The following is a 23,917-nucleotide window of genomic DNA, read 5'->3' as shown; positions in this document are numbered from 1 at the left end:
GTCTCCGCCTGGGATGCCCGGCCATCATAGGGCGCCGAGCGGGGAATGTCCCGCCGCCCGGCCATGGCCGGTCCGGCCCCGGCTCAGACCGTGGCCGAGGCCCGGCGGGTCAGCAGGTTGCGCCGGACGAAGGCCAGCACGAACAAGGCCGTCAGGATCAGGATGATCGTCGGGGCCGGGGCGCTGTCGAGGTAGAAGCTGAACCAGACCCCGCCGACCATCGACACCATGCAGACCGCGACCGACACGACCAGCATCCGCCCGAAGCTGCGCACGAGCAGGAAGGCGATGGCTCCCGGCGCGATCAGCAGGCCGACGGCCAGGATCAGCCCGGTGGCCGACAGGGTGGCCACGATGGTCAGCGACAGGATGGTCAGCAGGCCGTAATGCAGCAGACCGACAGGCAGGCCGCTGGCCCGGGCCTGGATCGGATCGAAGGCATGCAGCATCAGGTCCTTCCACTTGACCAGCAGGGCCAGCACGACCACGGCCGAGATCACCCCGGCGGTGCGCAGGTCTTCAGGCCCGACACCCAGCATGTTGCCGAACAGGATGTGATCGAGATGCACATTGGTCCTGAGCGCGACATAGAACACGATGCCCAGGCCGAACATGCCGGAAAAGACCACGCCCATCACGGTGTCCTGCTTCACCCGGCTGTTGTCGCTGAGATAACCCGTGGCCAGGGCCGTGACCATGCCGGCGGCAAAGGCTCCGATGATCAGCGGCCAGCCCAGGACATAGGCCAGAACGATGCCCGGCAGCACGGCATGGCTGACCGCATCGCCCATCAGCGCCCAGCCCTTGAGCACCAGGAAACAGGACAGCAGCGCCGTGGGCACCGAGACGATCAGGGCGATCCAGAAGGCGTTCTGCATGAACGGGAACTGGAAGGGCATCAGCAGGGCCTCGGCCATCACGCGCCCTCCGCCAGGGCCGCGGCGGCCTTGCGCCGCTGGGCCAGCAGGCCATGTTTGGGCGCCCAGACAAAGGCCACCAGGAAGACCAGGGTCTGCAGCACGACGATCACGCCGCCGGTCGCCCCGTCGAGGAAATAGCTGGCATAGGCCCCCAGGAAACTGGTGAGCGTGCCGATGCACACGGCCGTGACGATCAGCCGGGGGAAGCGGTCGCACAGCAGGTAGGCCGTGGCCCCGGGGGTGACGACCATGGCAATGACCAGGAAGGCGCCGACCGTCTGCATGGCGGCCACGACACAGGCCGACAGCAGCACGAAGAACACGCCTTTCAGCAGCCCCGGGCGCAGGCCGATCGACCGGGCATGGCTTTCGTCGAAGAAGACGACCAGCAGGTCCTTCCACTTGGCCAGCAGCACGGCCAGCGAGACAAACCCGATGATGGCCAGTTGCAGGGTGTCCTGGGGCGTGATGGCCAGGATGTTGCCCATGGTGATGGTCTGGATCGACACGGCCATCGGGTTGACCGAGGCCATGAACAGGCCCAGCCCGAAGAACGAGGTAAAGATCAGCCCGATCACCACGTCGACCTTCAGCCCCGACCGGCCCGACAGGAACAGCATCGCCCCGGCGGCCAGCCCGCCGGACAGGAACGCCCCCAGAGCGAAGGGCAGGCCCAGCATGTAGGCGCCCGCCACGCCCGGCACGACGGAATGCGACAGGGCATCGCCGATCAGGGACCAGCCCTTGAGCATCAGGTAACACGACAGAAAGGCACAGACCCCGCCGACCAGGGCCGACACCCACATGGCATTGACCATGTAGCCATAGCCGAAGGGCTCGACGAGCAGGCTCATTCCTCTTCCTCCGAGGGGCCCGGGCCGTATTGCACGAAAGGCCGTTCGTCATCGGTCAGGATCGAGACCTGGCGGGCGTCGTCGTCGTCATGCAGGTCGGTGCCGCCCAGGGTGAACTGGCGCAGCACGCCGCCAAAGGCCAGGGCCAGGTTCTCGTGGGTAAAGGTCGTGGCGGTCGGGCCGTAGCCCAGCACCGTGCCCTTGACCAGCACGGTGCGGTCGCAGAATTCCGGCACGGTGCCCAGGTTGTGGGTCGACACCAGCATCACCCGGCCTTCGTCGCGCAGCTCGCGCATCAGGGCGATGATCTGTTCCTCGGTCTTGACGTCGACCCCGGTGAACGGCTCGTCCAGCAGGATGACCTGGCCTTCCTGGGCCAGCGCCCGGGCCAGGAACACCCGTTTCTTCTGGCCGCCCGACAGCTCGCCGATCTGGCGGTCGCGGAAGTCCAGCATGTTGACCCGGGCCAGCGCTTCTTCGACGGCCTGGTGATCGGCCGCCCGGGGCCGGCGCAGGAACCCCATGTGGCCGTAACGGCCCATCATCACCACGTCCTCGACCAGCACGGGAAACGACCAGTCCAGCTCTTCGGACTGGGGCACATAGGCCACCAGGTTGCGCCGCAGCGCCTCGCGCACCGACAGGCCCAGCAGGCGGATCTCGCCCTTGCCCAGGGGCACAAAGCCCATGATGGCCTTGAACAGCGTGGACTTGCCCGCGCCATTGACCCCGACCAGGGCCGTGACCGTGCCCCGGGGAATGGCAAAGCTTGCATCGCGCAGGGCGGTCAGCCCGTTGCGATAGGTCACCGTGACGTCGCGGGCCATGATGCCGCTTCCCGGATCGGCAGGATCCGGCGTTGCGGTCAGGATCTGGCTGTCGTGCTTCATCGTCTTGTCTTTCCGCCAAAAATGGCTGCGGCCGCCCCGGGCAGGGCGGCCGCGATAAGGATGGTTACTCGGACACGGGGCTCAGCCCGTCCACAATGGTCTGTGCAGTGACCGTCAGCAGGTCGAGATAGGTGGGCACCGGCCCGTCCTCGCCCGACAGGCTGTCGACATAAAGCACCCCGCCGTATCGCGCCCCGGTCTCGCGGGCGACCTGTTCGGCGGGGGCGGTGTTGACGGTGCTTTCGCAGAAGACCACCGGGATGTCGTTGTCCTTCACCCCGTCGATCACCTTGCGCACCTGCTTGGGCGTGCCCATCTGGTCGGCGTTCATCGGCCAGAGATAGAGCTCCTGCATGCCGAAGTCACGGGCGAGGTAGCTGAACGCCCCTTCGCAGGTCACCAGCCAGCGCTGGCCCTCGGGCACGGCGGCGATCTCGGCGCGCAGCGGTTCCAGCGTGGCGCGCAGCCGGTCCTTGTAGGCCGCGGCATTGGCCATGTAGGCGTCCAGGTTGGCCGGATCGTAATCACCGAAGGCCGCGGCGATATTGTCGATATAGACCAGCGCGTTATCCAGCCCCATCCAGGCATGGGGGTTGGGCTTGCCCTGATAGGCGCCCTCGGCGATCGGGATCGGGTCGATCCCCTCGGTCAGCACGACCGACGGCACGTCGCGCAGGTTGGCCAGGAATTGTTCGAACCACAATTCCAGGTTCATCCCGTTCCAGAGGATCAGATCGGCATCCTGTGCGTTGACCAGGTCGCGGGGGGTCGGCGAATAGCCGTGGATCTCGGCCCCCGGCTTGGTCACCGACACGACATCCGCCGCATCCCCGGCGACGTTGCGGGCCATGTCGGCAAGAACGGTAAAGGTCGTGACGACCTTCATGCGGTCGCTGTCTTCGGCCACCGCGCCCTGCCCCGTCGCCAGCGTGGCGAAGGAACCGAGGGCGCAGATCAGACCTGCCCGGGTAAGGGCCATGCCATGTCCTTTCGGCAATCGTTAAACCTGAGAATAAGAATGCAAATCATTCGCAATATATCAAGGGGCGTGGTGCATATGCCTGCCGGATTCATGCAATCTTCATGGAATTTGGCAAGAATCCCCGGGCGGGCGCGGGCAGGTGCCACAAAACAAGGCATTTTCGCCCCTGCTTCGCCCGTTCCGGGCAAGTGCCGGATCGTCGGAGCCATGATTCTCAGGTCAGTACCCCTGACCTTCTCAGTACTGCACTCCGGTCCCGGCACGACCCCACCCCGCGCCGCACAAGCCGGCGTCGGGTCGGCAATGCCGTGGGCGTCGCGTCGGCACACCTGACCTTCCCGGCGCCGTAATCCTGCTTTCAGTACCACCCCAACCCGCGCGGCACGGGGCCGGCGGGGTCGTGGCTCTCAGGTCATCACATCTGTCCATCGCAGCGCGGACGTCCTGCTTTCCCTCCGCCCCAACCCGCGCAGCGCCGTAGGTCTCAGGTCAACACCCTTGCCTCTCTCAACGCCGCGATCCTGTCCTCGCTCAGGCCCAGCTCGCGCAGCACGGGGTCGGTATCGGCCCCCGGCGCGGGCGGGGGGCCGGGCGGGCCGGAGGGCGTGCGGTCGAACCGCGGGGCCGGTGCGGCCTGGGTCACGCCGGCGACTTCGACGAAACTGCCCCGCGCGGCCATGTGCGGATGATCGGGCGCCTCGACAAACGACAGCACCGGCGTGGCGCAGGCATCCGACCCCTCGAAGATCGCCGCCCATTCGTCGCGCGTGCGGCTGCGGAACAGCCGGGCATAGGCCGCCCGGCGCGCGGGCCAGGTCGCCCGGTCCATCTGGTCGGCCCGGTGATCCTCGGGCAGGCCGGCCAGGCGGACCAGCTCGGCGAAGAACTGCGGCTCCAGCGGCCCGACGGCCAGGAACCGGCCGTCGGCGCATTCATAGGTGCCATAAAACGGCGCCGCCCCGTCCAGCAGGTTGGACTGGCGGGCCTCGGTCCACTGGCCGCCGGCCATCCAGCCATGCACCAGCGCCATCAGGGCCGAAGCGCCGTCGACCATGGCCGCATCGACAACCTGCCCCCGGCCCGATTGCCCGCGTTCGTAGAGCGCGGCCATGATGCCGAACAGCAGGAACATCGTGCCCCCGGCGTAATCGGCCCCGATGTTGAGCGGCGGCGGCGGCGGCGCATCGGCCGGGCCGATGGCCTGCAAGAGGCCGGTCAGGCCGAGATAGTTGATGTCATGCCCGGCGGTCTGCGCCAGCGGCCCCTCCTGGCCCCAGCCGGTCATCCGCCCGTAGATCAGCCCCGGATTGCGCGCCTGGCAGGGCGCGGGACCAAGGCCCATGCGTTCCATCACCCCGGGGCGAAAGCCTTCGATCAGCACGTCGGCCCCGGCCACCAGGTCCAGCGCAAGGGCCACGCCGTCGGGCGTCTTGAGGTTCAGCGCGACCGAGCGTTTGCCCCGGGTGTTGATGTCAGTGGGATCGGCCGGCCCCGAACGCCGGGTGATCAGCGTGACCTGGGCGCCGAGATCGGCCAGGAACTGGCCGGCCAGCGGCGCCGGGCCCAGCCCCTGCATCTCGACCACGCGCAGGCCGGACAGCGGGCCGGTCATGGCCGCCCCCCGGCCGCGCCGGGCAGGACGGGAGAGCCAGGCGCAAAGCCGACGGCATGGGGCGCAAGGGGAGCGCCGCCGCAGGCCTGCCCGAACCGGGTGCGCCCCGGACCTGCCCGGCGGCATGGCGTGGTCGTGCTGTTGGTTGTGGCGCGACGGATGGCGCTGCGACAGGGGGTGGGGCGATGGATGGCGGCCCGACCGAAAACGACGGGACGGCCGGGCGCGCAATGTGCGGGGCCGACATGGGCAGGCGGTGGGGTGATCGGGTGTGACACGTCCGGTTGATCCTCCAGCAACAGGGCTGAAGGGATGATGAGCATCCCCCGGCAAAGCCCGTCAACCGCCTTGCCCGTCCCGACCGTCCCCGATTGCACCGAAGACGCGGGAATACCCTGCCCCACGGTGGACAGCACGGCGGCGGGACGGATCAGCCCTCACGGGTGGACGGCGGCACGGATGGAAATGTCCCGCGGGCGAATAGCAGAGCGGATCAGTCACCCAGCGGGACGGCGGTAGAACGGCTCACCGGCCCCACAGGTGGACGGCACGGCAACGGGGCGGATCAGTTGCCCCATCAGCGGACGGCAGGGCGTTAACCCGCGTCAGTCGCTTCACAATCGGCCGACGTAGCAGCGCCCCGGGTCAGCCGCCCCACGCCCGGCCGGCCGGATCAGTCGCCCGCCTGCAGCCGATCGGCCAGTTCGGGCGCGATCAGGTGGCGGCCCCGGTCGATGATCCGCCCGCCGTCCAGCGCCAGCACCTCGTCGGCATCTTCCAGCGTCGACAGCCGGTGCGCGATGACCAGCACCGTGCGGCCCTTTGACAACCGGGCCAGCGCCGCCTGGATCTCTTTTTCGGTCTCGCGGTCCAGCGCCGATGTCGCCTCGTCCAGCAGCAGGATCGGCGGATCCTTGAGGAAGACCCGGGCAATGGCCACCCGCTGGCGCTGGCCGCCCGACAGCAGCACGCCGCGCTCGCCGACCACCGTGTCCAGCCCCTCGGGCAGGCTGTCGACCAGCGGCGCCAGCTGGGCCAGTTCAACCGCCCTTGCGATCTCGTCCTCGGTGGCGTCCAGCTTGCCATAGGCGATGTTCTCGCGCAGCGTTCCGCCGAACAGGAAGACCTCTTGCGAGACCAGGCCGATCTGCTGGCGCAGAGAGGCCAGCGTCATCTGCGCGAGGGGCATGCCGTCGATCGTCACCTGCCCGGCCACCGGGTCGTAGAACCGGGGCACCAGGGCCATCAGCGTCGATTTCCCGGCCCCCGACGGGCCGATCAGCGCCACGGTCTTGCCGGCCGGCACGGTCAGGGTGATGTCATGCAGCACCGGCCGGGCATCGTCATAGGCAAAGCTGACCTTGTCGAAGACGATCTCGCCCTTCAGCGCCGGGGCCGGCCGGGCTTCGGGCGCGTCGGTGATGTCGGCCTCGGTGGACATCAGGCCGAGATAGCGGCGAAAGCCGGCGATGCCGCGCGGATAGGTTTCGACCACGGCGGCGATCTTTTCCAGCGGGCGGAAGAACACGCCGACCAGCAGCAAAAAGCCCACGAAGCCCCCGGTGGTCAGCGAGCCCTGCAGGACAAAGGTCGCCCCGGCGACCATGACCGCCACCTGGACAAAGCGCATGCCCATGTAATGGATGGCCGTCGAGCTGGCCATGATCCGGTAGGCCTGCAGCTTGGTGCTGCGATAGCCGTTGTTGTCACGGGCAAAGAGCTGTTCCTCGTGGCCTTCGTTGGCAAAGGCCTGGACCACGCGGATGCCGCCAAGGGCCTCTTCGAGCCGGACGTTGAAATTGCCGACTCGGCCATAGATGTCCTGCCAGGCCCGGGTCATGCGCCCGCCGTAGAAGGCGACCAGCCAGACCATCAGGGGCAGGATGACGGCCGTGATGATGGCCAGCGGCAGGTGCAGCCAGGCCATCAGCACGAAGGCCCCGACAAAGGTCATGATGGCGATGAACAGGTCCTCGGGGCCGTGGTGGGCGACCTCGCCGATCTCTTCGAGGTCGCGGGTGACCTGGGCCACCAGCTTGCCCGTGGCCGACCGGTCGTACCAGCGCCAGCTCAGCCGGGTGAGATGGGCAAAGGCCCGGCGGCGCATCTCTGTCTCGATGTTGATGCCCAGCATGTGGCCCCAGTAGATGACCACGGCCATCAGCCCGGTGTTGACCACGTAGATCGCGATCAGCCCGACGGCGGCCAGCACGGTCAGGCGCAGGTCGCCCAGGGGCAGCAGGTGGTCGACGAAGGCCGTGATGGCCAGCGGAAAGGCCAGTTCGAGCAGGCCCGACAGCACGGCACAGCCGAAATCGAGCCAGAACAGGCCCATGTGCGGGCGGTAATAGGAAAAGAACTGGCGAAGCATGGGCGTACCTTGCTGGGGCTTGAAGTCAGGTGTCGTGTCCCGGCACCGGGCCGGGGGGCGGTCAGAGCGGATGGGCGACGGGGCTGCCGTCGGCCCGGGTGAGCATTTCCATCTCGACGCCGTAGATCCCGCGCAGGGCCGCGGGCGTCAATATCTCGCCCGGCGGACCCTGCAGGGCCAGCCGGCCGGCCGACAGGGCGACGATGTGGTCGCAATAGCGCGCGGCCATGTTGAGATCGTGAAGCACGACGATGACCGATCGGCCGTTCTCATGGCTCAACCGGCGGACCAGGTCCAGCACCTCGACCTGGTGGGCAATGTCCAGGGCCGAGATCGGCTCGTCGAGCAGCAGGCAGCCGGCTTCCTGGGCGACCAGCATGGCCAGCCAGGCCCGCTGGGCCTCGCCGCCCGACAGGGTGTCGACCTGGCGGCCGCGCCAGGGGTCCAGCCCGCAGGCGGCCAGGGCGGCATCGATCGCCGCCCGGTCGGCCGGGCCGGGCCGGCCAAGCGCGCCGTGCCAGGGATAGCGGCCCAGGGCGACAAGTTCCTCGACCAGCATGCCTTCGGTCGGGGGCGTGTGCTGGGGCATGTAGGCCAGCCGGCGGGCATGGTCCCTGGCCGGCCAGCCGGCCAGGTCGCGGCCTTCGAACAGGATGCGCCCGCCGCCGGTGACCTGGCGGGCCAGCAGCTTGAGCAGGGTCGACTTGCCCGAGCCGTTGTGGCCGATCAGCCCGATCAGCCGCCCGGCGGGCAGGGTCAGCGACAGCCCGTCCAGCAGCCGGCGGCCGGGCACGTCATAGGTCAGGGTGTCGATCTCGAACAGCGGGGTGGTCATCGCGGTCTTCTCAGCATGAGCCATATCAGCCAGGGCGTGCCCAGGAGCGAGGCAAAGAGGCCGAGCGGCAGGTCATAGGGAAAGCTGGCCATGCGCGCTCCGAAATCCGAGGCCAGCATCAGGGCCGCGCCGATCAGGACCGACCCGACCAGGTGGTCGCGGGCACGGGCCAGGCCCAGGCGGCGGGCCAGGTGGGGGGCCATCAGGCCGACGAAGCTGAGCGGGCCGACGAGGATCGTCGCGGCGCCGGTGGCCAGCCCGGCGATCAGCACGATGCCCGCCCGGGCGCGGCCCAGCGGCACGCCAAGCGCCCGGGCCACCGGCCCGCCCAGCGGCAGGATGGTCAGCCAGCGGGCCATGGCCATGGCTCCGGCGGTCAGGGCCAGCAGGATGACCAGCAGGGCCAGCGCGCCCGGCCCGGTCAGGGTGGCGGCCGACCCGCTGATCCAGGCCAGGATGGCAAAGCTCTTCATCGTACCGGCGGCCATCATGGCCGACAGCAGCGCACCGGACAGGGCCGAAACGGCGATGCCGGCCAGCAGCACGCGGTCGGGGCCCATGTCGCCGCGCAGGGCATAGACCGAGATCAGCGCCAGGGCACAGGCTCCGCCGGCGGCCGCCCCGCCGGTCAGGACCAGCGTGCCGGGGCCGGCGACCAGCATGATCACGGCGCCATAGCCGATCGCCGCGCCGCCCGACACGCCCAGCACCTCGGGCGAGGCCAGCGGGTTGGCCGTCAGCCGTTGCAGCATCGCCCCGGCCAGGGCCAGCAGCCCGCCGGCCGCCCCCGCCCCGACCAGCCGGGGCAGGCGGTTGGGCAGGAAGGCCCGGGCGCTTTCGGGATCGAGCAGCCACCAGCCCTCGGGCAGGCGGCCGACCAGGGCCAGCACGACAACACCGACCGCCACCAGCGCACCCAGCCCGGCCAGCAACCGGCCGGGGCGGGCCCGGCGGGGCACCTGGGCCTCGGCCGCCGGGGGCGCGGCATTGCGCAGGCGGGGCAACAGGGCCAGCAGCAGCGGCCCGCCGACCAGCCCGGTGACCGCTCCGGTGGGAAACATCTCGCCCACGGCCGCGTTCAGGCCCAGCACCAGCCCGTCGCAGAGCGACAGGATCAGCGCCCCGGCCAGCGGCGACAGGGCCAGCACGGCGCCCATGGTGCGGGCGCCCAGGGCGCGGACAACGGCCGGCGCGGCCAGGCCGACAAAGGCCACCAGCCCGACGGCGGCCGACACCGATGCGGCCAGAACGACAGCCAGCACAACGGCCAGCGCGCGGATCAGGGCCACGTTCAGGCCCAGCGAGCTGGCACCCTCGGCACCGATGCCCAGCACGCGCAGCGGCCGGGCCAGCAGGGCCGTGGCCAGCGCGCCGGCGGCCAGCACCAGGGCCAGCGTGCCGGCCGGGCCCCAGCCGGTCTGGACCAGCGACCCGCCGGTCCAGACGACCAGCGAAAAGAGATATTGCCCCTGCGACAGGGTCATGGCCGTGGCAATGGCCGAGGTGAACAGCCCGACCAACATGCCCCCGATGACCATGGTCACCGGGTGAAAGGCCCGCGTCGCGCCCAGCCCCATGACCAACGCCGCCGCCAGCCCGGCTCCGGCCAGGGCCACGGGCCAGGTGCCCCAGGCCAGCCAGCCGGGGGCCAGCACGGTGGCCGTGACCAGCGCCAGCTGGGCGCCCGAGGAAATGCCCAGCGTCGACGGATCGGCCACCGGGTTGCGAAAGACGCTTTGCAACAGCGCGCCTGACAGGCCCAGCAGCGCCCCGGCCAGCAGGGCGACAACCCCGCGGGGCATCAGGCCGAAGCCCAGCAGGATCTGGTCCAGCGTCATGGCATCGGGCCGCAGCGGCAGCGCCGGCCAGCCCGCCGGCAGGATCTCCAGCGCGGCCTGCAGCCACATGGCTCCGGCCAGCAGCAGCGCCAGGCCGAAGGTCAGGCCCATGCGTCGGGTCATGACGGCACTTCCGCCGCCGGGCGGGCCGGGCCGCTGCCGGCGCCGGTCATCGCGGCGTTCGGGGCACCGGTCATCGCGGCGCTGAGCAGCCGGGCAAAGCGCAGCCCGGCCGGCACGCCGCCAAAGGGATTGACGTCGGGCAGGTGCAGCACCCGGCCACGCGCCACCGGGTTCAGCCGGGTCCAGAGCACGGAACGTTCCAGCGCCCGCCGGGCCAGAACCGGCACCCCCGACACGGTCACGATTCGCGCCTCGGGCTCCTCGGCCAGCCGCTCCAGCGGCACCGGCGCGGAAAAGGCAAAGCGGCTGGGCCGGCTCCAGGCATTGGCCAGGCCCAGCCGGGTCAGCATCTCGCCGAACATGCTGTCGGGCCCGAAGGCCCGGAAATGGCGCGGATCGCCGATGTCGATGACATAGACTGGCCGCCCGTCGCCCTGGGACAGCCGCGCGCCCAGCATGGCCAGCTCGTCCTCGGCCGCCCGAGCCACGGCCACGCCCCGCTCGGGCATGCCCAGCTCGTCCGACAGGCGCAACAGGGCGGTCACGGCCTTGGCCCAGGGCGGTTCGCCGGCCACGTAGAACGGCAGCACCAGCACCGGGGCGATGGTGCGCAGCCGGGCCTCGATCTGGGTGTAATAGTTCGACGTCAGGATCAGGTCGGGCCGGGTCAGCTGCAGCAATTCGAAATTGGGCGACCCGCGCAGGCCCAGGTCGGTCACCCGCGCCGGGATCTCGGGCGTGACGGCCGTTTCGCGATAGCGGATCAGCTCGCAGGCCGCGACCGGCTCGGCCCCCAGGGCCATGGCCGTTTCCAGCATGGCCCAGTCGATGGCCGCCAGACGCAGACGCCCCGCCGAAGCCGGCAGGGCGAGGGAAGCCAGGGCGCCGGCCAGGACCGACCGCCGCCCGATATGGCCGTTGGTTACCACTTGTAGGTCAATCGCGCCTGCACCGTCCGGCCATCGCCGTAATAGCAGCCGAAGGACCCGCAATTGGCCACGTAGGCCTGGTCGCCCAGGTTGGTCACGTTCAGGGCCAGGTGCATGTTCTCGGTGATCTCGTATTCGGCCAGCAGGTCGACCAGGACAACTTCGTCCAGGGCAAAGTTGTTGGCCGCATCGCCGAAGCGGTCACCGATATAGCGCACGCCTCCGCCCAGGGTCAGCCCGGCCAGCGAGCCGTCGAACGCCTTGGTCGCCCAGAGGCTGGCGAAATGTTCGGGCGCGTTGGGCATTTCGGCGCCCGGGTTGTCGCCGTTCTTCTGCTCGGTCTTGTTGTAGGTATAGGCCCCGTGCAGGTTCCACCCGTCGATCAGGCTGACATTGGCTTCCAGCTCCAGCCCCTCGGACCGGACCTCGCCGATCTGGCGCAGGCCGCTGAGCCCGTTTTCCGACACGCTGGCCGACACGTTGGTCTGGTCGATGCGGAAGATGGCCGCGGTGAAGAACCCGTTGAACCCGTCGGGCTGGTACTTGATCCCGGCTTCCCACTGCTCGCCCTCGGTGGGCTTGAGCGCGTTGCCGTCGATATCGGCACCGACCTCGGGGTCAAAGGACGTGGCATAGCTGATGTAGGGCGCCATGCCGTTGTCCAGCAGGTAGGACGCGCCGATCCGGCCGGTCGTGGCCTGGTCGGACTGGCCGGCATCCGACGTGCCGGCAAAGTTGGTATAGGTCGTGCCGGTCTGGTCGACCCAGTCATGGCGCAGGGCCATCGACAGGTTGAGGTTGCCAAGCGCGATCTCGTCCTGGGCATAGATGCCCACCTGCTCGATCGTCAGGTCGCTGACGGCCGTGTACCAGGGCGCCGACAGGTTGGCCCCGTTGTAGACCGGGTTGGAAAAGCTGATGTCGTCGGCATAGAGGAACTCGGTCGCCTCGTAGGCCGCGTAGCGCCGCAGGTCGACACCGAACAGCAGCTGGTGCTGGACCCCGCCCAGGATCACGTCGCCCGACACCCGGGTGTCGAGGTTCAGCGTGTTGCTGTCCTCGTACTGGTTGTTGCCCCCGCGCGAGATCGTGTCGCCGTCGGTCACGGTGTTGTTGACGTAGAAGCCGGTATAGTCCCAGTCGAACTTCTGGTAGCGGAAGCCCATGTCCAGACCCCAGCCCGCGCCCAGGTCATGGGCCAGCTCGAAGCCGATGTTGCCGATGGTCCGGTCGCTGTTGTCGTCGGTCGGATCGCCGCCGTAGAAGCTGCGCAGGTCCTTGTCGTCGACCTGGCCGACCAGGTCATAGGGCACGCCGGCCGGGGTGATCGGGCCGTCCTTCTGGTACGAGCCCAGGAATTGCAGCGTGGTCCGGTCGCTCAGCAGCCAGCGCGTGGCCAGGCCCAGGTAGCCCCGGGTGTTGGTCAGCTCTTCGACATCTTCCTCGGTGTCGCGCACGACGGCCGTGAAGCGGGCGGCAAAGGTATCGGTCAGCGCGGTGTTGTAATCGACAAAGGCCTCGTTGGCCGTCGGGCTGCCGACGCCGATGCCGGCCTCGCCGAAGTCGAGGAAATAGGCGCGTTTCTGGACCTGGTTGATGATCCCGCCGGGCACGCCCGAGCCGTAAAGCGCCGAAGCCGGGCCGCGCAGCACTTCGATGCGTTCCAGCGAATAGGTCTCGAAGCTGGGCGCGCCGAAATCGCGCATCAGGCGCAGGCCGTTGAGATACTGGGCATTGGACGCATCAAAGCCCCGGATCGTCGGAGCGTCGAAGCGCGGGTCGGTGCCATAGGGCTGGGCAAAGACGCCGGCGGTGTAGCGCAAGGTGTCGCCCAGGTTGGTCCCGCCCTGGTCCTCGATCATGTCGCCGGTGATGACCGACACCGATTGCGGGGTCTGCAGCAGGGGCGTGTTGCTCTTGGTCGCCGTCTGGGCGCTGTCGGCCACATAGCCGGCCACCGGGGCCGTGGCATCGTCGCCCGCCCCGATCTGGATTTCACCGAGATAGACGATATCGGCCGTCGATTGCGCCAGTGCCGCGCCGCTCAGCGCCAGCAGGCTGACGCCGGAAAGAAGGAAATACCCCATGGTTCTGGTCATGTGTCCCGTCCGCGCTTGAGGAAGAAAAGATCCCGAGTGTTTAACTCGGGATGGCCACCCCGGATTGAATGAGGCGACCGCGCTTTGAACCATCCGATGCCATTTCCGCGGATTTCCGCCGGTTGTCCGGCCCGGCGATCAGCGGACGCGCCGGTGCTGTCCTCGTTTCCGGCCCGGTCCCCGTTCCCGCGTCCTGGTCGCGGCGCCATTGCGACGGGGTCTGGCCATAGGCCGCGCGGAAGGTCCGGGTCAGGTGGGCCTGGTCGGAAAACCCGGTAGCCGCCGCGATATCGGCCAGCCGCAGCCCGTCGTCGCGCATCTGTTCGCGGGCGGCCTGCAGGCGGATGCCGGTGACCCAGCGCTGGGGGGTCTCGTCGACCGACGACTTGAACGCGCGCTGGAACCAGCTGGGCGAAACCCCGGCCAGTTCGGCCAGCTCGGCCACGCCGATCGGCCGGTGCAGGTTGTCGCGCACATGGCTGGCCAGCCGGCGCAGCTTGGCCGGGGGCAGCCCGCCCTTGTGCGGCCCGGCCCGGCCGGCGTCGCCTGCGCCCGGCGCGTCGGGTGCATCGGCGGGCAGGTCAAAGACCTCGGCCATGAGGGCGGTCAGCAGCGCATCCATCATCAGGTCGGGCCGGCGCGGAGCGGCCACCTCGGCGGCCAGCAGCCGGGCGATGGGCTGGATGCGGTCGGTCACGTTGTGCAGCCGGGGCTGGGCCGGCACCCCTGCGCCCCCCATCCGCCGGGCCAGCGCATCGGCCTGGAAATGCAGGTCGAGATGGGTGAAATCCCGGGCCGCGCGGATCTCGCTCCACAGCGGCACGTTGGGCGGCACAAACAGCGCCCGCACCCCCGGGACCCAGGCGCCCCGGGGCTCGGTCCGCAGGCAGACCGCATCGGCCCCGCTCCTGCTCCCGGTGCCGTCTCCGGTCCCGGCACCGCCCGCGCCCGGCTCGTCCAGAAAGACCACGACCCGCGGATCGGGCGACACGTAGAACCCGCCGCCCCCGCTCTGCCCGCGCGCATGCCACAGGTCGGCCACCACCCCGTCCAGCCGGCGCACCTGCAGCGGCCTGACGGGCTGGATCCGGCGGATCTCGGCGGTCATGCGGGGCATGAAGGTCATGCTGGCGCGCTCAGGCCCCGCGTGTCGCGCGCGGCCGGCTCCAATAGGCCGCGATATAGGATTGATCGGCATCGCCCCCGTCGGCCTTGAAGGCCGCGCGCACGGCCTGGGCATCGGCCTTTTCGCCGGCCAGCCACAGGAAGCGCGATGTCCAGCCGGCCCGTTCGGCCATGGCCAGCTCGGCCAGCCCGGGCGCCTCGTCGCGGCGCAGGAAGGTCACGGCCAGCCCGGGGTGATCGGGGATCGGATAGGCGCAATCGGCCCCGTCCTCGCAGACCAGCGTGACCTCGCCCCGGGCCTCGGCCGGCAGCGTCTCGACGATGCGGGCAATGGCCGGAAAGGCGGTTTCGTCGCCAAAGATGCGGATGTCGCGGGTGGCCGGGATGCCTCCGCCGCCCGGGCCGATCAGCCCGACCTGCGTGCCCGGGCGCACCGCCCGGACCCAGTCGGTCACCCGCCCACCGTCATGGATGAACACGTCAAAGGTCATCTCGCCCGCCGCCGCATCGACCCGGCGCGCGGTATAGACCGGCTTGTGCAGGGCCTCGTCGCCGCCGGGCCAGCGCGTGGCCCCGTTCTCGGCGATCCAGGGCCAGGCCGGTTCGGCCAGCTCGGGCGCGGGCAGCAGCAGGCGGAAATGAATCGAGTCCTCGTCGAACAGCGCGAAATCCACCGCCGAGATACGCACCCGGAAGAACGCCCCGCCCAGCGGACGGGCCTCTTCGACGGTCACGAGGCGGAAATTGGCCGGCTGACCGCCGATCTCGGCGGCATCCGACCAGCGCAGCTGGGCAGCGGCCTCGGGCGCGGCTTCGGTCAGGCGCTCGACAAGGCGCGAACGCAGGGTCTGCAGCTGGTCCGGGCGCATGGCCTCCAGCGTGACCTTGACGCCGCTGCCCGCGGGCAGAAAGACCCCCTGCCCCAGCGCGGTGCGGACCTGCAGCCGGGCGTCGCTGTCGTCCTCGACGGTCATCAGGCCGCTGTCGGCCAGGTGCCGGATGGTCATGCGCAGGGCGTCGTAGGACACGCCGGGCAGGATTGCGTCGCTGGTCAGGGGAATCGGCGTCGTCACCGTCATCGGGATATCCATCAAGGCTGGGACACGTTCCGCAGGCCGGGCGGCCGGCGGGGAATCCTCGGGGCAGATCATGGCTGATCCCGCCTGCACACCCTGCACAACCACGCTTTGGCACGCATCGGACACCGGTACGGGACAGCTTTCTGGCCCCGGCCTAGATTTCCAGAGTGATTTTGTCAAGAACAGCACCACCCCCGGCCGGCAACCCCGCCCGCCGACAGCCCGTCACGTCGCGGAAACGGGCAGGCCCGGCGGCGGGGGGCAGCCATGACCCAGGACGTTTCAGGACACAGGCCCGTCGGCCAGCGCACCCACAACGGCCAGCCACTTCGAGGCATCGCCCGCCCCGCGCGGCACGCCGATCCACTCGGCACGCCGGCCCCATCGTCAAGTCAACCGACCGCCCCGCCCGAGTCCGACCGACCCGACCGCCCCGGCCGGTCCACAAGCCGGCTGGTCGAACCCACTTTCAAACCGGCCAATCCGCCCAAGCCTCAAACAGACCAACCCGGCTCTGACGCCAGGCTGGCCGCCCCGGCCCGGTCGCCAGATCGTTCACCAAACCCGTCGTCACGCCCACACCCCAAAAGCACCAAACGCGCCCGCGGAGGTCCCGCGGGCGCGTTCTTCATGTGGCCGGCGTGTCGGCCCGGCCGGCTCAGCCGCCCTTGCGCGGCTGCAGCTTCAGCACGCCGTCGCCGTCGCGGTCCATCCGGTCGACCACGCCACCGAACCGGGCGTCCATTTCCTCGGGGCTGATCACCCCGTCGCCGTCGGCGTCAAAGTCCTGGAACATGTCGACCATGCGCGACCGGGTGAATTCGCGGTAGAGCGTGTCGAATTCCTCAATCGACAGGGCGCCGTCACCCGAAGCATCGACCTCGCCGACCTTGGCCGCGCGGAAGGTGTCGATCTCGTCCTGGGTCACGGTCTTGTCGCCATCGGCATCGACCTGGTTGAACAGCGAGATCATCATCTCGGAGCCGCCACGCGGGCCGAACATGCCGCCCCGGGGGCCGTGGCCGTGGCGCTCGCCCCGGTCGCGGTCGCGGTCGCCCCGCTCGTGCCGGCCGTCGTGGTCGCGGTCGCCATGCACGCGGTAGACGCCTTCCGGCCCGCGCTTGCCGTGGCGCGGCCCGTGGTCGCCGCGCGGGCCGGCCTGGGCCTCGCCGTCCACCGGCTGGACAACCTGCGGTGCGGTCTGGGCCTGGGTGTCGGCATCCTGGGCGGTGACGACGGCGGCGCTGGCCCCGATCATGGCGGCGACAACGGCGGCAATGGGGAGAATGCGCTTGGTTTTCATTTGCCTCTTCCTTTCGATGGCTCTTTGTCCGGCGGGGCTTGTCCGCCCCGGTGACAGACATCTAAGGCAGCGCGTCCGGCGATGTGTGTCAGCCCGGGCCCGGTTTTGTCGCGACCTGTCGCGGGGCGCCCGGCTGATACATCTTGCGACAAACTTCCTGCCACGCGCCCTGTCGCGGCACTGGAACCGACCGGGCCAAACCCGCTATTTCCCTGTGACAGACCCCGGGAGCCCCCATGACGGAACAGCCGCAACCCCAGATCCTGATCGTCGACGACGCCCGCGACATCCGCGAGCCGCTGGGCCAGTACCTGCGCAAGCAGGGCTATCGCACCCAGCTGGCCGCCAATGCCGGCGAGGCCCGGCGGCTGCTGGACGAAACGCGCATCAGCCTGGTCGTGCTCGACATCATGATGCCCGGCGAGGACGGGCTGAGCCTGTGCCGCTGGCTGGTCGCCCATGACGGCCCGCCGGTCATCCTGCTGACGGCCATGACCGAAGAGACCGACCGCATCGTCGGGCTGGAACTGGGCGCCGACGATTACGTGACCAAGCCGTTCAACCCGCGCGAATTGCTGGCCCGGATCAAGGCCGTGCTGCGCCGCATGCCCGAACCCCAGGCCGCCGCGCCGACCGACCGGCGCCGCTTTGCCGGCTGGACCCATGACCCGGCGACGCGCACGCTGGGCCATGACGACGGCCGGACCGTCGAGCTGACCAGCGGCGAGAACCGCCTGCTGGCCATCTTCACCGACCATCCGCTGAGCGTGCTCAGCCGGGCACGCCTGCTCGACCTGACCGCCGGGCGCGATGCCAAGGCCTATGACCGGGCCATCGACAATGCCGTCAGCCGGCTGCGCCGCAAGATCGAGGACGACCCCGCCGCGCCGGTGCTGATCGTCACCGAATGGGGCGGCGGCTACATGCTGGCCGCCGAGGTCACCCCGGCATGATCGCCCGGCTTCTCCCCGAGGGCCTCGCGGGGCGGTTCCTGTTGCTGCTGGCCACCGCGCTGATCGCGGCCAACCTGGCGGCGCTGGCCATCCTGTCGGTCGAACGGCTGCGGCTGGACCGCGAGGCCATGGAAGAACGCGAGATGGAGCGCATCGTGTCGCTGGTGCCGGCCTTCGAGGCCGTCGACCCCGCCGCCCGCCGGGCGATTGCCCGCGATGCCTCGACCCGCACGACCCGGGTGTCGGTCGATCCCGGCCCGCTGGTGCGCGAGGCGCCCGGCGGCCCCCGCTCGCGGGCGCTGACCCAGGCCCTGGCCGAGGCCCTGCCCGGCCGCGAGCTGCGCGCGGCGATCCAGCAGCGCCCGGCCCGCCACCGGGGCGACGGCGACCATGTCTTCGAGACCGTGACCATGTCGATCCGGCTGGACGTGCCCGGCGGCCCGCCGCAATGGCTGAACCTGGTCGCCCGGCGGATGAAGGCCGGCGGGCCGGGGCTGGACGACGACCTGTTCCTGCTGCTGCTCGGCCTGTCGCTGGTGGCCGTGCTGGGCGTGTCCTGGCTGTTCCTGCGCCGGCTGACCCGGCCGCTGACCGGGCTGGCCCGGGCGACCCGGGCCGCCGGCCATGGGGATCGCGGCGTGCGCCTGCCCGAAACCGGCCCGCGCGAGCTGCGCGACACGGCCGCGGCCTTCAACGACATGCAGGACCGCATCTCGCGGTTCGACGCCGAGCGCATGCGCACCATCGCCGCGCTCGGCCATGACCTGCGCACGCCGATCACCTCGCTGCGCATCCGGGCCGAACTGCTCGACGAGGACGAGGCCGGGCCGATGATCCGCACCCTGGACGAGATGACCGTCATGGCCGACGGGCTGATTTCCTATGCCAAGGGCGCCGGCGACGGCGAGGCGGTCTCCCCGGTCGACCTGGCGGCCCTGCTGGCCCGGCTGGTCGAGGATCGCGGCGCGACCTGGGCCGGGCCGGGCGCCCCCGGGCCGCTGACGTTGCGCGGCCGGCCGGTGGCGCTTGGCCGGGCCTTCGGCAACCTCGTCGACAATGCCCTGCGCTATGGCGGGGCGGCGCGCATCACCCTCGACCGGCAGGGCGACAACGCCCGGGTGCGCATCGAGGACGACGGGCCGGGCATCCCGCCCGACCGGCTCGACGCCATGTTCGAACCCTTTGTCAGGGGCGAGGACAGCCGCAGCCTGGACACCGGCGGCGCCGGGCTGGGCCTGTCGATCGCGCGCAACATCATCCTGGCGCATGGCGGCCGCATCACGCTGGCCAACGGCGAGCGCGGCGGGCTGTGCGCCACGGTCCTGCTGCCGGCCTGAGCCCGGCCGGGATCAGCCCGCCGGAACCGGGTCGCGCACCGGGTCCTGCACCAGGGCTCCCCGCCCGCCGGGCAGCGGCGCGGGCACGGCGGCCAGCAGCCGCCGGGTATACTCGTGGCGCGGACGGCGCAGCACCTCGTCGGTCGGCCCGATCTCGACGATTTCACCGCGGTACATCACGGCGATCCGGTGGCTGACCCGTTCCACCACGGCAATGTCATGCGAAATGAACAGAAAGGCCACGCCCAGCTCGTCCTGGATGTCCTGCATCAGCCGGATCACCCGCGCGGCCGTCGACACGTCCAGCGCCGAGACCGCCTCGTCGGCGATGATGACCTTGGGCGAGACCGACAGCGCCCGGGCGATGCACAGCCGCTGGCGCTGGCCGCCCGAGAACTGGTGGACATAGCGATCGGCCGCATCGGCCGGCAGGGCCACCTTGTCGAGCAGCGCGCCGGCCAGGGCCCGGCGGGCCGGGCCGGTGATGCCATCGTGCAGGTAGGCCGGTTCGGTCACCAGGTCCGCGACCTTCATCCGGGGATTGAGACTGGCAAAGGGATCCTGGAAGACCATCTGCAGATCGCCCCGGGCCTGGCGCAGGGCGGCCTCGCCCAGGCCGGTGAACGGCTTGCCGGCCAGCAGGACAGACCCGCTGTCGGGTTCGACCAGCCGCATGACCGCCCGCGACAGGGTCGACTTGCCACAGCCGGATTCGCCGACCAGCCCGAGGGTCTCACCGGCATGCAGGTCGAAGGACACGTCGCGCACGGCCTGGGTCGTGCTGCGCCGGCCGGCCAGCCCGCCGCCCTGGTGAAAGGCCTTGTTCAGGTCGCGGACCTGCAGCACCGCCGGGCTGGCCGGGGCCACGGGCGGGCGCAAGGCGGCCTGGCCCAGCCGGGGCGTCGCGGCCATCAGGGCCCGGGCATAGTCCGAGCGCGGCCGGCTGAACAGATCGCCCACCCGGGCCTGTTCCTCGGTCACGCCATGGCGCATGACACAGACCCGGTCGGCGATCTCGGCCACCACGCCCATGTCATGGGTGATGAACAGCACGGCCATGCCCAGCCGGGCCTGCAGGCCCTTGAGCAGCTTCAGCACCTCGGCCTGGGTCGTGACGTCCAGCGCCGTTGTCGGCTCGTCGGCGATCAGCACCTCGGGCCGGCAGGCCAGGGCCATGGCGATCATCACCCGCTGGCGTAGCCCGCCCGACAACTCGTGGGGATACTGGCGCAGGCGGCGGGCCGGATCGGGGATGCGCACCTGGTCCAGCGCCTCTTCGGCCGCGGCCAGGGCCATGACGCGCGACAGGCCCTGGTGGCGGCGCAGCACCTCGGCCAGCTGCTCGCCGATGCGCATCACCGGGTTGAGCGAGGTCATCGGCTCCTGGAAGATCATCGAGATCCGGTTGCCCCGCAGGGCCTGGACCTGGCGGTCGGCCAGCCCGGCCAGGTCGACGGGCGCCGCGCGGCCCAGCCGGATCTGCCCGCCCGCGATCCGCCCGCCCTCGCGTTCGATCAGGCGCATGACCGACAGGGCCGTGGCCGATTTGCCCGAACCGGATTCCCCGACCAGGGCCAGGGTCTCGCCGGCATGGATGTCGAAGGACAGATCGCGCACGGCCAAGTGGGACCCGAAGGCCACCGACAGGGTCTTGACCGACAGTACCGGGGTTTCGAACGGCGGATCGGCCGGGCCGCGGGCCGGGCCGTCAGCGGTGGGTGCGTGTGTGATACCAGGCATGGGGGCCAGTGCGGCGGCACCCACGCGAGTGTGCGTGGTACCAGCCATGTGGCCCGATGCGGCGGCAGGCACGGGCGTGAACATGGCGCCGGGCACGGGGGCCAGGGCAGCGGCATGCACAGAGGCGGACATGGCACCGGGCAAAGGGGCCGGGACGGTGGCACCCACGCGGCCGGACATGATGCCGGGCACGGGAGCCGGGGCGGCTGTATGCACAGCGGACGGGGCATCCGGCACAGGGTCCACGGCAGAGGCTCGAACGGGGGCAGACACGATGCCAGGCATGGAGGCCTGGGCAGCGGCCCCCACCGGAGCGGACAGGACGCCGGGCACCGAGGCCGGGGCATCGGCGGGCACAGGCGTGGACAGGGTGCCAGGCACGGGGGCCGGGGCGGCGGCGGACCGAGGTGGGGGCGTGATCATGACGGGCCTCAGAACGGCATCAGCGGCGGGGTCCAGCGGGCCGCCCGGGGGGTGATGCGGGCCTCGAACGGGTCCCGGCCGAAGACCTGCCAGTGGATCGTCTCGTCCAGGGTCATCAGGCCCCAGGCCTCGGCCGGGTGGCCCTGGGTGGTAAAGCTTTCGGTCAGCGATTGCTGGGTCATGTGGGCAATGCCATCGACCTGCGTCACCGTGTTCCAATGCACGTGACCCGCGAGACAGGCCAGCGGCACGCGGGCCTGGGCGAGCGCGTCCCGCGCCCGGGCGGCCTCGGGATAGGTCGAATATTGCGGGCTGCGCTGGAAATAGTAATTGCCGGTCTGGGCATGGCCCGACACCGGCACGTGGCTGACCACCAGCGTCGGTTTCTCCGCCGCCTGGGCCATGCGGCTCAGCCACAGCAGGTCGGTTTCGGGCAGGCGGAAGCCCCGGTGATCCTCACCCCGCCAGATCCGCGCATCGGCCCGCCACAGGGCGATCTGCCACTGGCCCATATCCAGAACCTCGCTGGCCAGGGCCTGGCCAAGGATGGCCTCGTTTCGGGACACATCGAGATGGTCGCGGTCATGGTTGCCGCAGACATGGTGCACCGGCACGTCGATCCGGGCAAAGACCTCGGCCACCTCGGTTTCGAGCCGCTCGTCGGTCGCGGCATCCACGTCCGAGATCCGGTCGCCCAGGTCGAGCACGAGGTCGGGCGCCTCCCGGGCCACGAAATCGGCGAAACGGGCCAGCAGGGGCAAGGCGGTGTCGCCGCGCTTGGTGTGGGACGGCGCGCCGTGGTGGATATCGGCGACGATGGCAATGCGAAGGGTCATCTTGGGGGTCCGGGAACAATGGCGGGGTGAACCCCGCCCTACGGCGGGCGGAGTCCGGGAGGCGTGGGATCAGCTGTCGGCCAGGGCGATGGAGCCGGCGCGGAAATCCAGCACGTAGGGAATGTGGCCGGGCTTGGGCGCCCAGCTGACACCCTTGCGCATGGCCCAGCTTTCATAGGGGCGGTAGAGCGGCAGCACCGGCGGATCCAGCTTGATGCGCTCCATCAGCTCGGCATAGGCCGCCTTGCGCGCCTCGACATCCTTGGAGAACCGGAACCGGTCCCAGACCTCGGCATAGGCTGCGTCGGTGTTGAACCGGCCTTCGCCTTCCGACGGGCCGCCGGGCGCCCACATCACCCCGAAGGATCCGAAGGGATCGGCGAAATACATCGGGTTGGACCAGTTGCGCACCATCATCTCGGGCTTGCCCCCGGTCCAGGCCTGGCCGGTGTTGACCCGGCCGTTCACGCCGACCTCGGCCCACATCTCGATGATGGCCTGGGCGGCCAGCAGGCCGTTGGTGTAATAGACCGCATCGGTGTCGAAGGTGATCTCGGTGCCGTCATAGCCGGCCTCGTCCAGCAGGCGCCGGGCCTCTTCGGGATCGTATTCGAAGGTCACCAGGTCGGGCTGATGCAGGGCGCCCATCTCGGCCATGGTATGGCTCGAAGGCACGATGGCCTTGCCGTACCACAGGGCTTCGTTCAGCGTGTCGCGGTCGACGGCCAGCGACAGGGCCCGGCGGATGCGCGGATCTTCCAGCGCCGGGTTGTTGACGTTCATGATCATGACATGGAACAGCGCCGTGGCCGCGCCCTGGGTCACCAGGTTGGGATCGCCGTTGATCAGGTCGAGCTGGTCGGGCGCGACATTTGTGATGATGTCGGCCTCGCCGGTCTTCAGCGCGGTGATGCGCGAGGCGGTTTCCGGGATGCGGATGACCGTGGCCTGTTCCAGCGGCGCGGCGTCGCCCCAGAACCCGTCATGCCGCGTGTAGACGATCTTTTCGCCCGGCACGAATTCCGACACGGCATAGGGCCCGGTGCCCACGGGCGCCAGCGAGAAGGCCTCGAAATCGCCGTCCTCGGCCACGTCCGGATCGCCCGACAGGGCCTTGGTGTAATCTTCGGGAATGATCATGACCTGCTGCAGGTTCAGCAGGGTTTCCCACAGCGGTTCCTCGCGCTCGACCTTCACCTGCACGGTGTGATCGTCGATCTTGACGGCTTCGGCGAAATTGGACAGCCGGTCCTTGGACCGCACCTGGTAGGGCGGGAACGTGGCCTGGTACATGCGGTTGAGCGAAAAGACCACGTCGTCGGCGGTCATTTCCTCGCCATTGTGAAAGGTCACGCCCTCGCGCAGTTTCAGCTCCATGGTCAGCGGGTCGACCAGGGTCCATTCGGTGGCCAGGGCGGGCTGCCATTCGGCGTCGATGCTGTCGTGGTTCTTGCCGATCAGCGTGTCGAAGGCATTGTAGTAGAACTGGGAACCGACGTTGGAATGATCGCGGCCGGGGTCGAGATAGCTCGACACGTTGGCGGCGCCGACGGTGATCGACTGGGCAAGGGCACCGGTCGCCAGGCAGGCGATGGCGGCGGTGGTGGTCAGAAGCACTTTCATCTGAGGTCTCCGAAAGCGGGGGTGGACAGGCAGGTGGTCGGGGCG

18 protein-coding genes are annotated in these 23,917 nt (G+C 70.0%); 2 read left to right on the top strand and 16 right to left on the bottom strand.

The window, feature by feature from the left end:
• Positions 1-83: 83 nt before the first annotated feature.
• From ACK3BB_RS05780 to ACK3BB_RS05720, 13 genes are all read right to left on the bottom strand, one after another.
• Positions 84-917 carry a metal ABC transporter permease gene (locus ACK3BB_RS05780; RefSeq protein WP_428927776.1) on the bottom strand — a complete coding sequence of 278 codons (834 nt, stop codon included), beginning with the start codon at positions 915-917 and terminating at the stop codon, positions 84-86.
• Entirely contained in the window at positions 917-1,774 is an 858-nt protein-coding gene (locus ACK3BB_RS05775; protein WP_428927775.1) for a metal ABC transporter permease, read from the bottom strand. Before ACK3BB_RS05775 ends, ACK3BB_RS05780 begins: the two co-directional genes overlap by 1 nt.
• Positions 1,771-2,664, bottom strand: coding sequence for a manganese/iron ABC transporter ATP-binding protein (locus ACK3BB_RS05770; protein WP_428927774.1), 894 nt, complete (start codon positions 2,662-2,664; stop codon positions 1,771-1,773). Before ACK3BB_RS05770 ends, ACK3BB_RS05775 begins: the two co-directional genes overlap by 4 nt.
• A gap of 64 nt (positions 2,665-2,728) precedes the next feature.
• Entirely contained in the window at positions 2,729-3,643 is a 915-nt protein-coding gene (locus ACK3BB_RS05765) for a metal ABC transporter substrate-binding protein (RefSeq protein WP_428927773.1), read from the bottom strand.
• Positions 3,644-4,130: 487 nt separating this feature from the next.
• Positions 4,131-5,258 (bottom strand): CaiB/BaiF CoA transferase family protein, encoded by a 1,128-nt coding sequence (locus tag ACK3BB_RS05760; RefSeq protein ID WP_428927772.1) that lies wholly within the window; start codon positions 5,256-5,258, stop codon positions 4,131-4,133.
• Between the two features lie 673 nt (positions 5,259-5,931).
• On the bottom strand, positions 5,932-7,629 hold the full coding sequence (locus ACK3BB_RS05755; RefSeq protein WP_428927771.1) for an ABC transporter ATP-binding protein: 1,698 nt from the start codon (positions 7,627-7,629) through the stop codon (positions 5,932-5,934).
• A gap of 61 nt (positions 7,630-7,690) precedes the next feature.
• Positions 7,691-8,464 (bottom strand): ABC transporter ATP-binding protein, encoded by a 774-nt coding sequence (locus tag ACK3BB_RS05750; RefSeq protein ID WP_428927770.1) that lies wholly within the window; start codon positions 8,462-8,464, stop codon positions 7,691-7,693.
• The gene (gene fhuB / locus ACK3BB_RS05745; protein ID WP_428927769.1) at positions 8,461-10,425 is read right to left on the bottom strand and encodes a Fe(3+)-hydroxamate ABC transporter permease FhuB; all 1,965 of its coding nucleotides are present in this window, start codon (positions 10,423-10,425) and stop codon (positions 8,461-8,463) included. Before fhuB ends, ACK3BB_RS05750 begins: the two co-directional genes overlap by 4 nt.
• Positions 10,422-11,354 (bottom strand): iron-siderophore ABC transporter substrate-binding protein, encoded by a 933-nt coding sequence (locus ACK3BB_RS05740; RefSeq protein WP_428927768.1) that lies wholly within the window; start codon positions 11,352-11,354, stop codon positions 10,422-10,424. Before ACK3BB_RS05740 ends, fhuB begins: the two co-directional genes overlap by 4 nt.
• Positions 11,348-13,453 carry a TonB-dependent siderophore receptor gene (locus ACK3BB_RS05735; protein WP_428927767.1) on the bottom strand — a complete coding sequence of 702 codons (2,106 nt, stop codon included), beginning with the start codon at positions 13,451-13,453 and terminating at the stop codon, positions 11,348-11,350. The genes ACK3BB_RS05740 and ACK3BB_RS05735 overlap by 7 nt, the downstream gene beginning before the upstream one ends.
• A gap of 40 nt (positions 13,454-13,493) precedes the next feature.
• Positions 13,494-14,579 carry a helix-turn-helix transcriptional regulator gene (locus ACK3BB_RS05730; protein WP_428927766.1) on the bottom strand — a complete coding sequence of 362 codons (1,086 nt, stop codon included), beginning with the start codon at positions 14,577-14,579 and terminating at the stop codon, positions 13,494-13,496.
• 10 nt (positions 14,580-14,589) lie between these two features.
• Positions 14,590-15,657 carry a siderophore-interacting protein gene (locus ACK3BB_RS05725; protein ID WP_428927765.1) on the bottom strand — a complete coding sequence of 356 codons (1,068 nt, stop codon included), beginning with the start codon at positions 15,655-15,657 and terminating at the stop codon, positions 14,590-14,592.
• Positions 15,658-16,315: 658 nt separating this feature from the next.
• On the bottom strand, positions 16,316-16,960 hold the full coding sequence (locus ACK3BB_RS05720; RefSeq protein ID WP_428927764.1) for an EF-hand domain-containing protein: 645 nt from the start codon (positions 16,958-16,960) through the stop codon (positions 16,316-16,318).
• Between the two features lie 236 nt (positions 16,961-17,196).
• Between ACK3BB_RS05720 and ACK3BB_RS05715 the strand changes: the two genes are divergently transcribed.
• Positions 17,197-17,913 carry a response regulator gene (locus tag ACK3BB_RS05715; protein WP_428927763.1) on the top strand — a complete coding sequence of 239 codons (717 nt, stop codon included), beginning with the start codon at positions 17,197-17,199 and terminating at the stop codon, positions 17,911-17,913.
• Positions 17,910-19,250 (top strand): ATP-binding protein, encoded by a 1,341-nt coding sequence (locus ACK3BB_RS05710; protein WP_428927762.1) that lies wholly within the window; start codon positions 17,910-17,912, stop codon positions 19,248-19,250. Before ACK3BB_RS05715 ends, ACK3BB_RS05710 begins: the two co-directional genes overlap by 4 nt.
• A 12-nt stretch (positions 19,251-19,262) precedes the next feature.
• Here ACK3BB_RS05710 and ACK3BB_RS05705 read toward each other — a convergent pair whose 3' ends face one another.
• The 3 genes from ACK3BB_RS05705 to ACK3BB_RS05695 form a co-directional block, all read right to left on the bottom strand.
• A complete protein-coding gene (locus ACK3BB_RS05705) occupies positions 19,263-20,990 on the bottom strand; it encodes an ABC transporter ATP-binding protein (RefSeq protein WP_428927761.1) in 1,728 nt (575 codons plus the stop codon).
• Between the two features lie 431 nt (positions 20,991-21,421).
• The gene (locus ACK3BB_RS05700) at positions 21,422-22,249 is read right to left on the bottom strand and encodes a metallophosphoesterase family protein (RefSeq protein WP_428927760.1); all 828 of its coding nucleotides are present in this window, start codon (positions 22,247-22,249) and stop codon (positions 21,422-21,424) included.
• Between the two features lie 69 nt (positions 22,250-22,318).
• A complete protein-coding gene (locus ACK3BB_RS05695; protein ID WP_428927759.1) occupies positions 22,319-23,872 on the bottom strand; it encodes an ABC transporter substrate-binding protein in 1,554 nt (517 codons plus the stop codon).
• Positions 23,873-23,917: the final 45 nt, after the last annotated feature.

This window comes from Marinibacterium sp. SX1, from assembly GCF_050389775.1.
Taxonomy (GTDB): Bacteria; Pseudomonadota; Alphaproteobacteria; order Rhodobacterales; family Rhodobacteraceae; genus Marinibacterium.
Note: the sequence above shows the minus strand (reverse complement) of the source record. Positions and strands in the feature narration are given on the sequence as shown.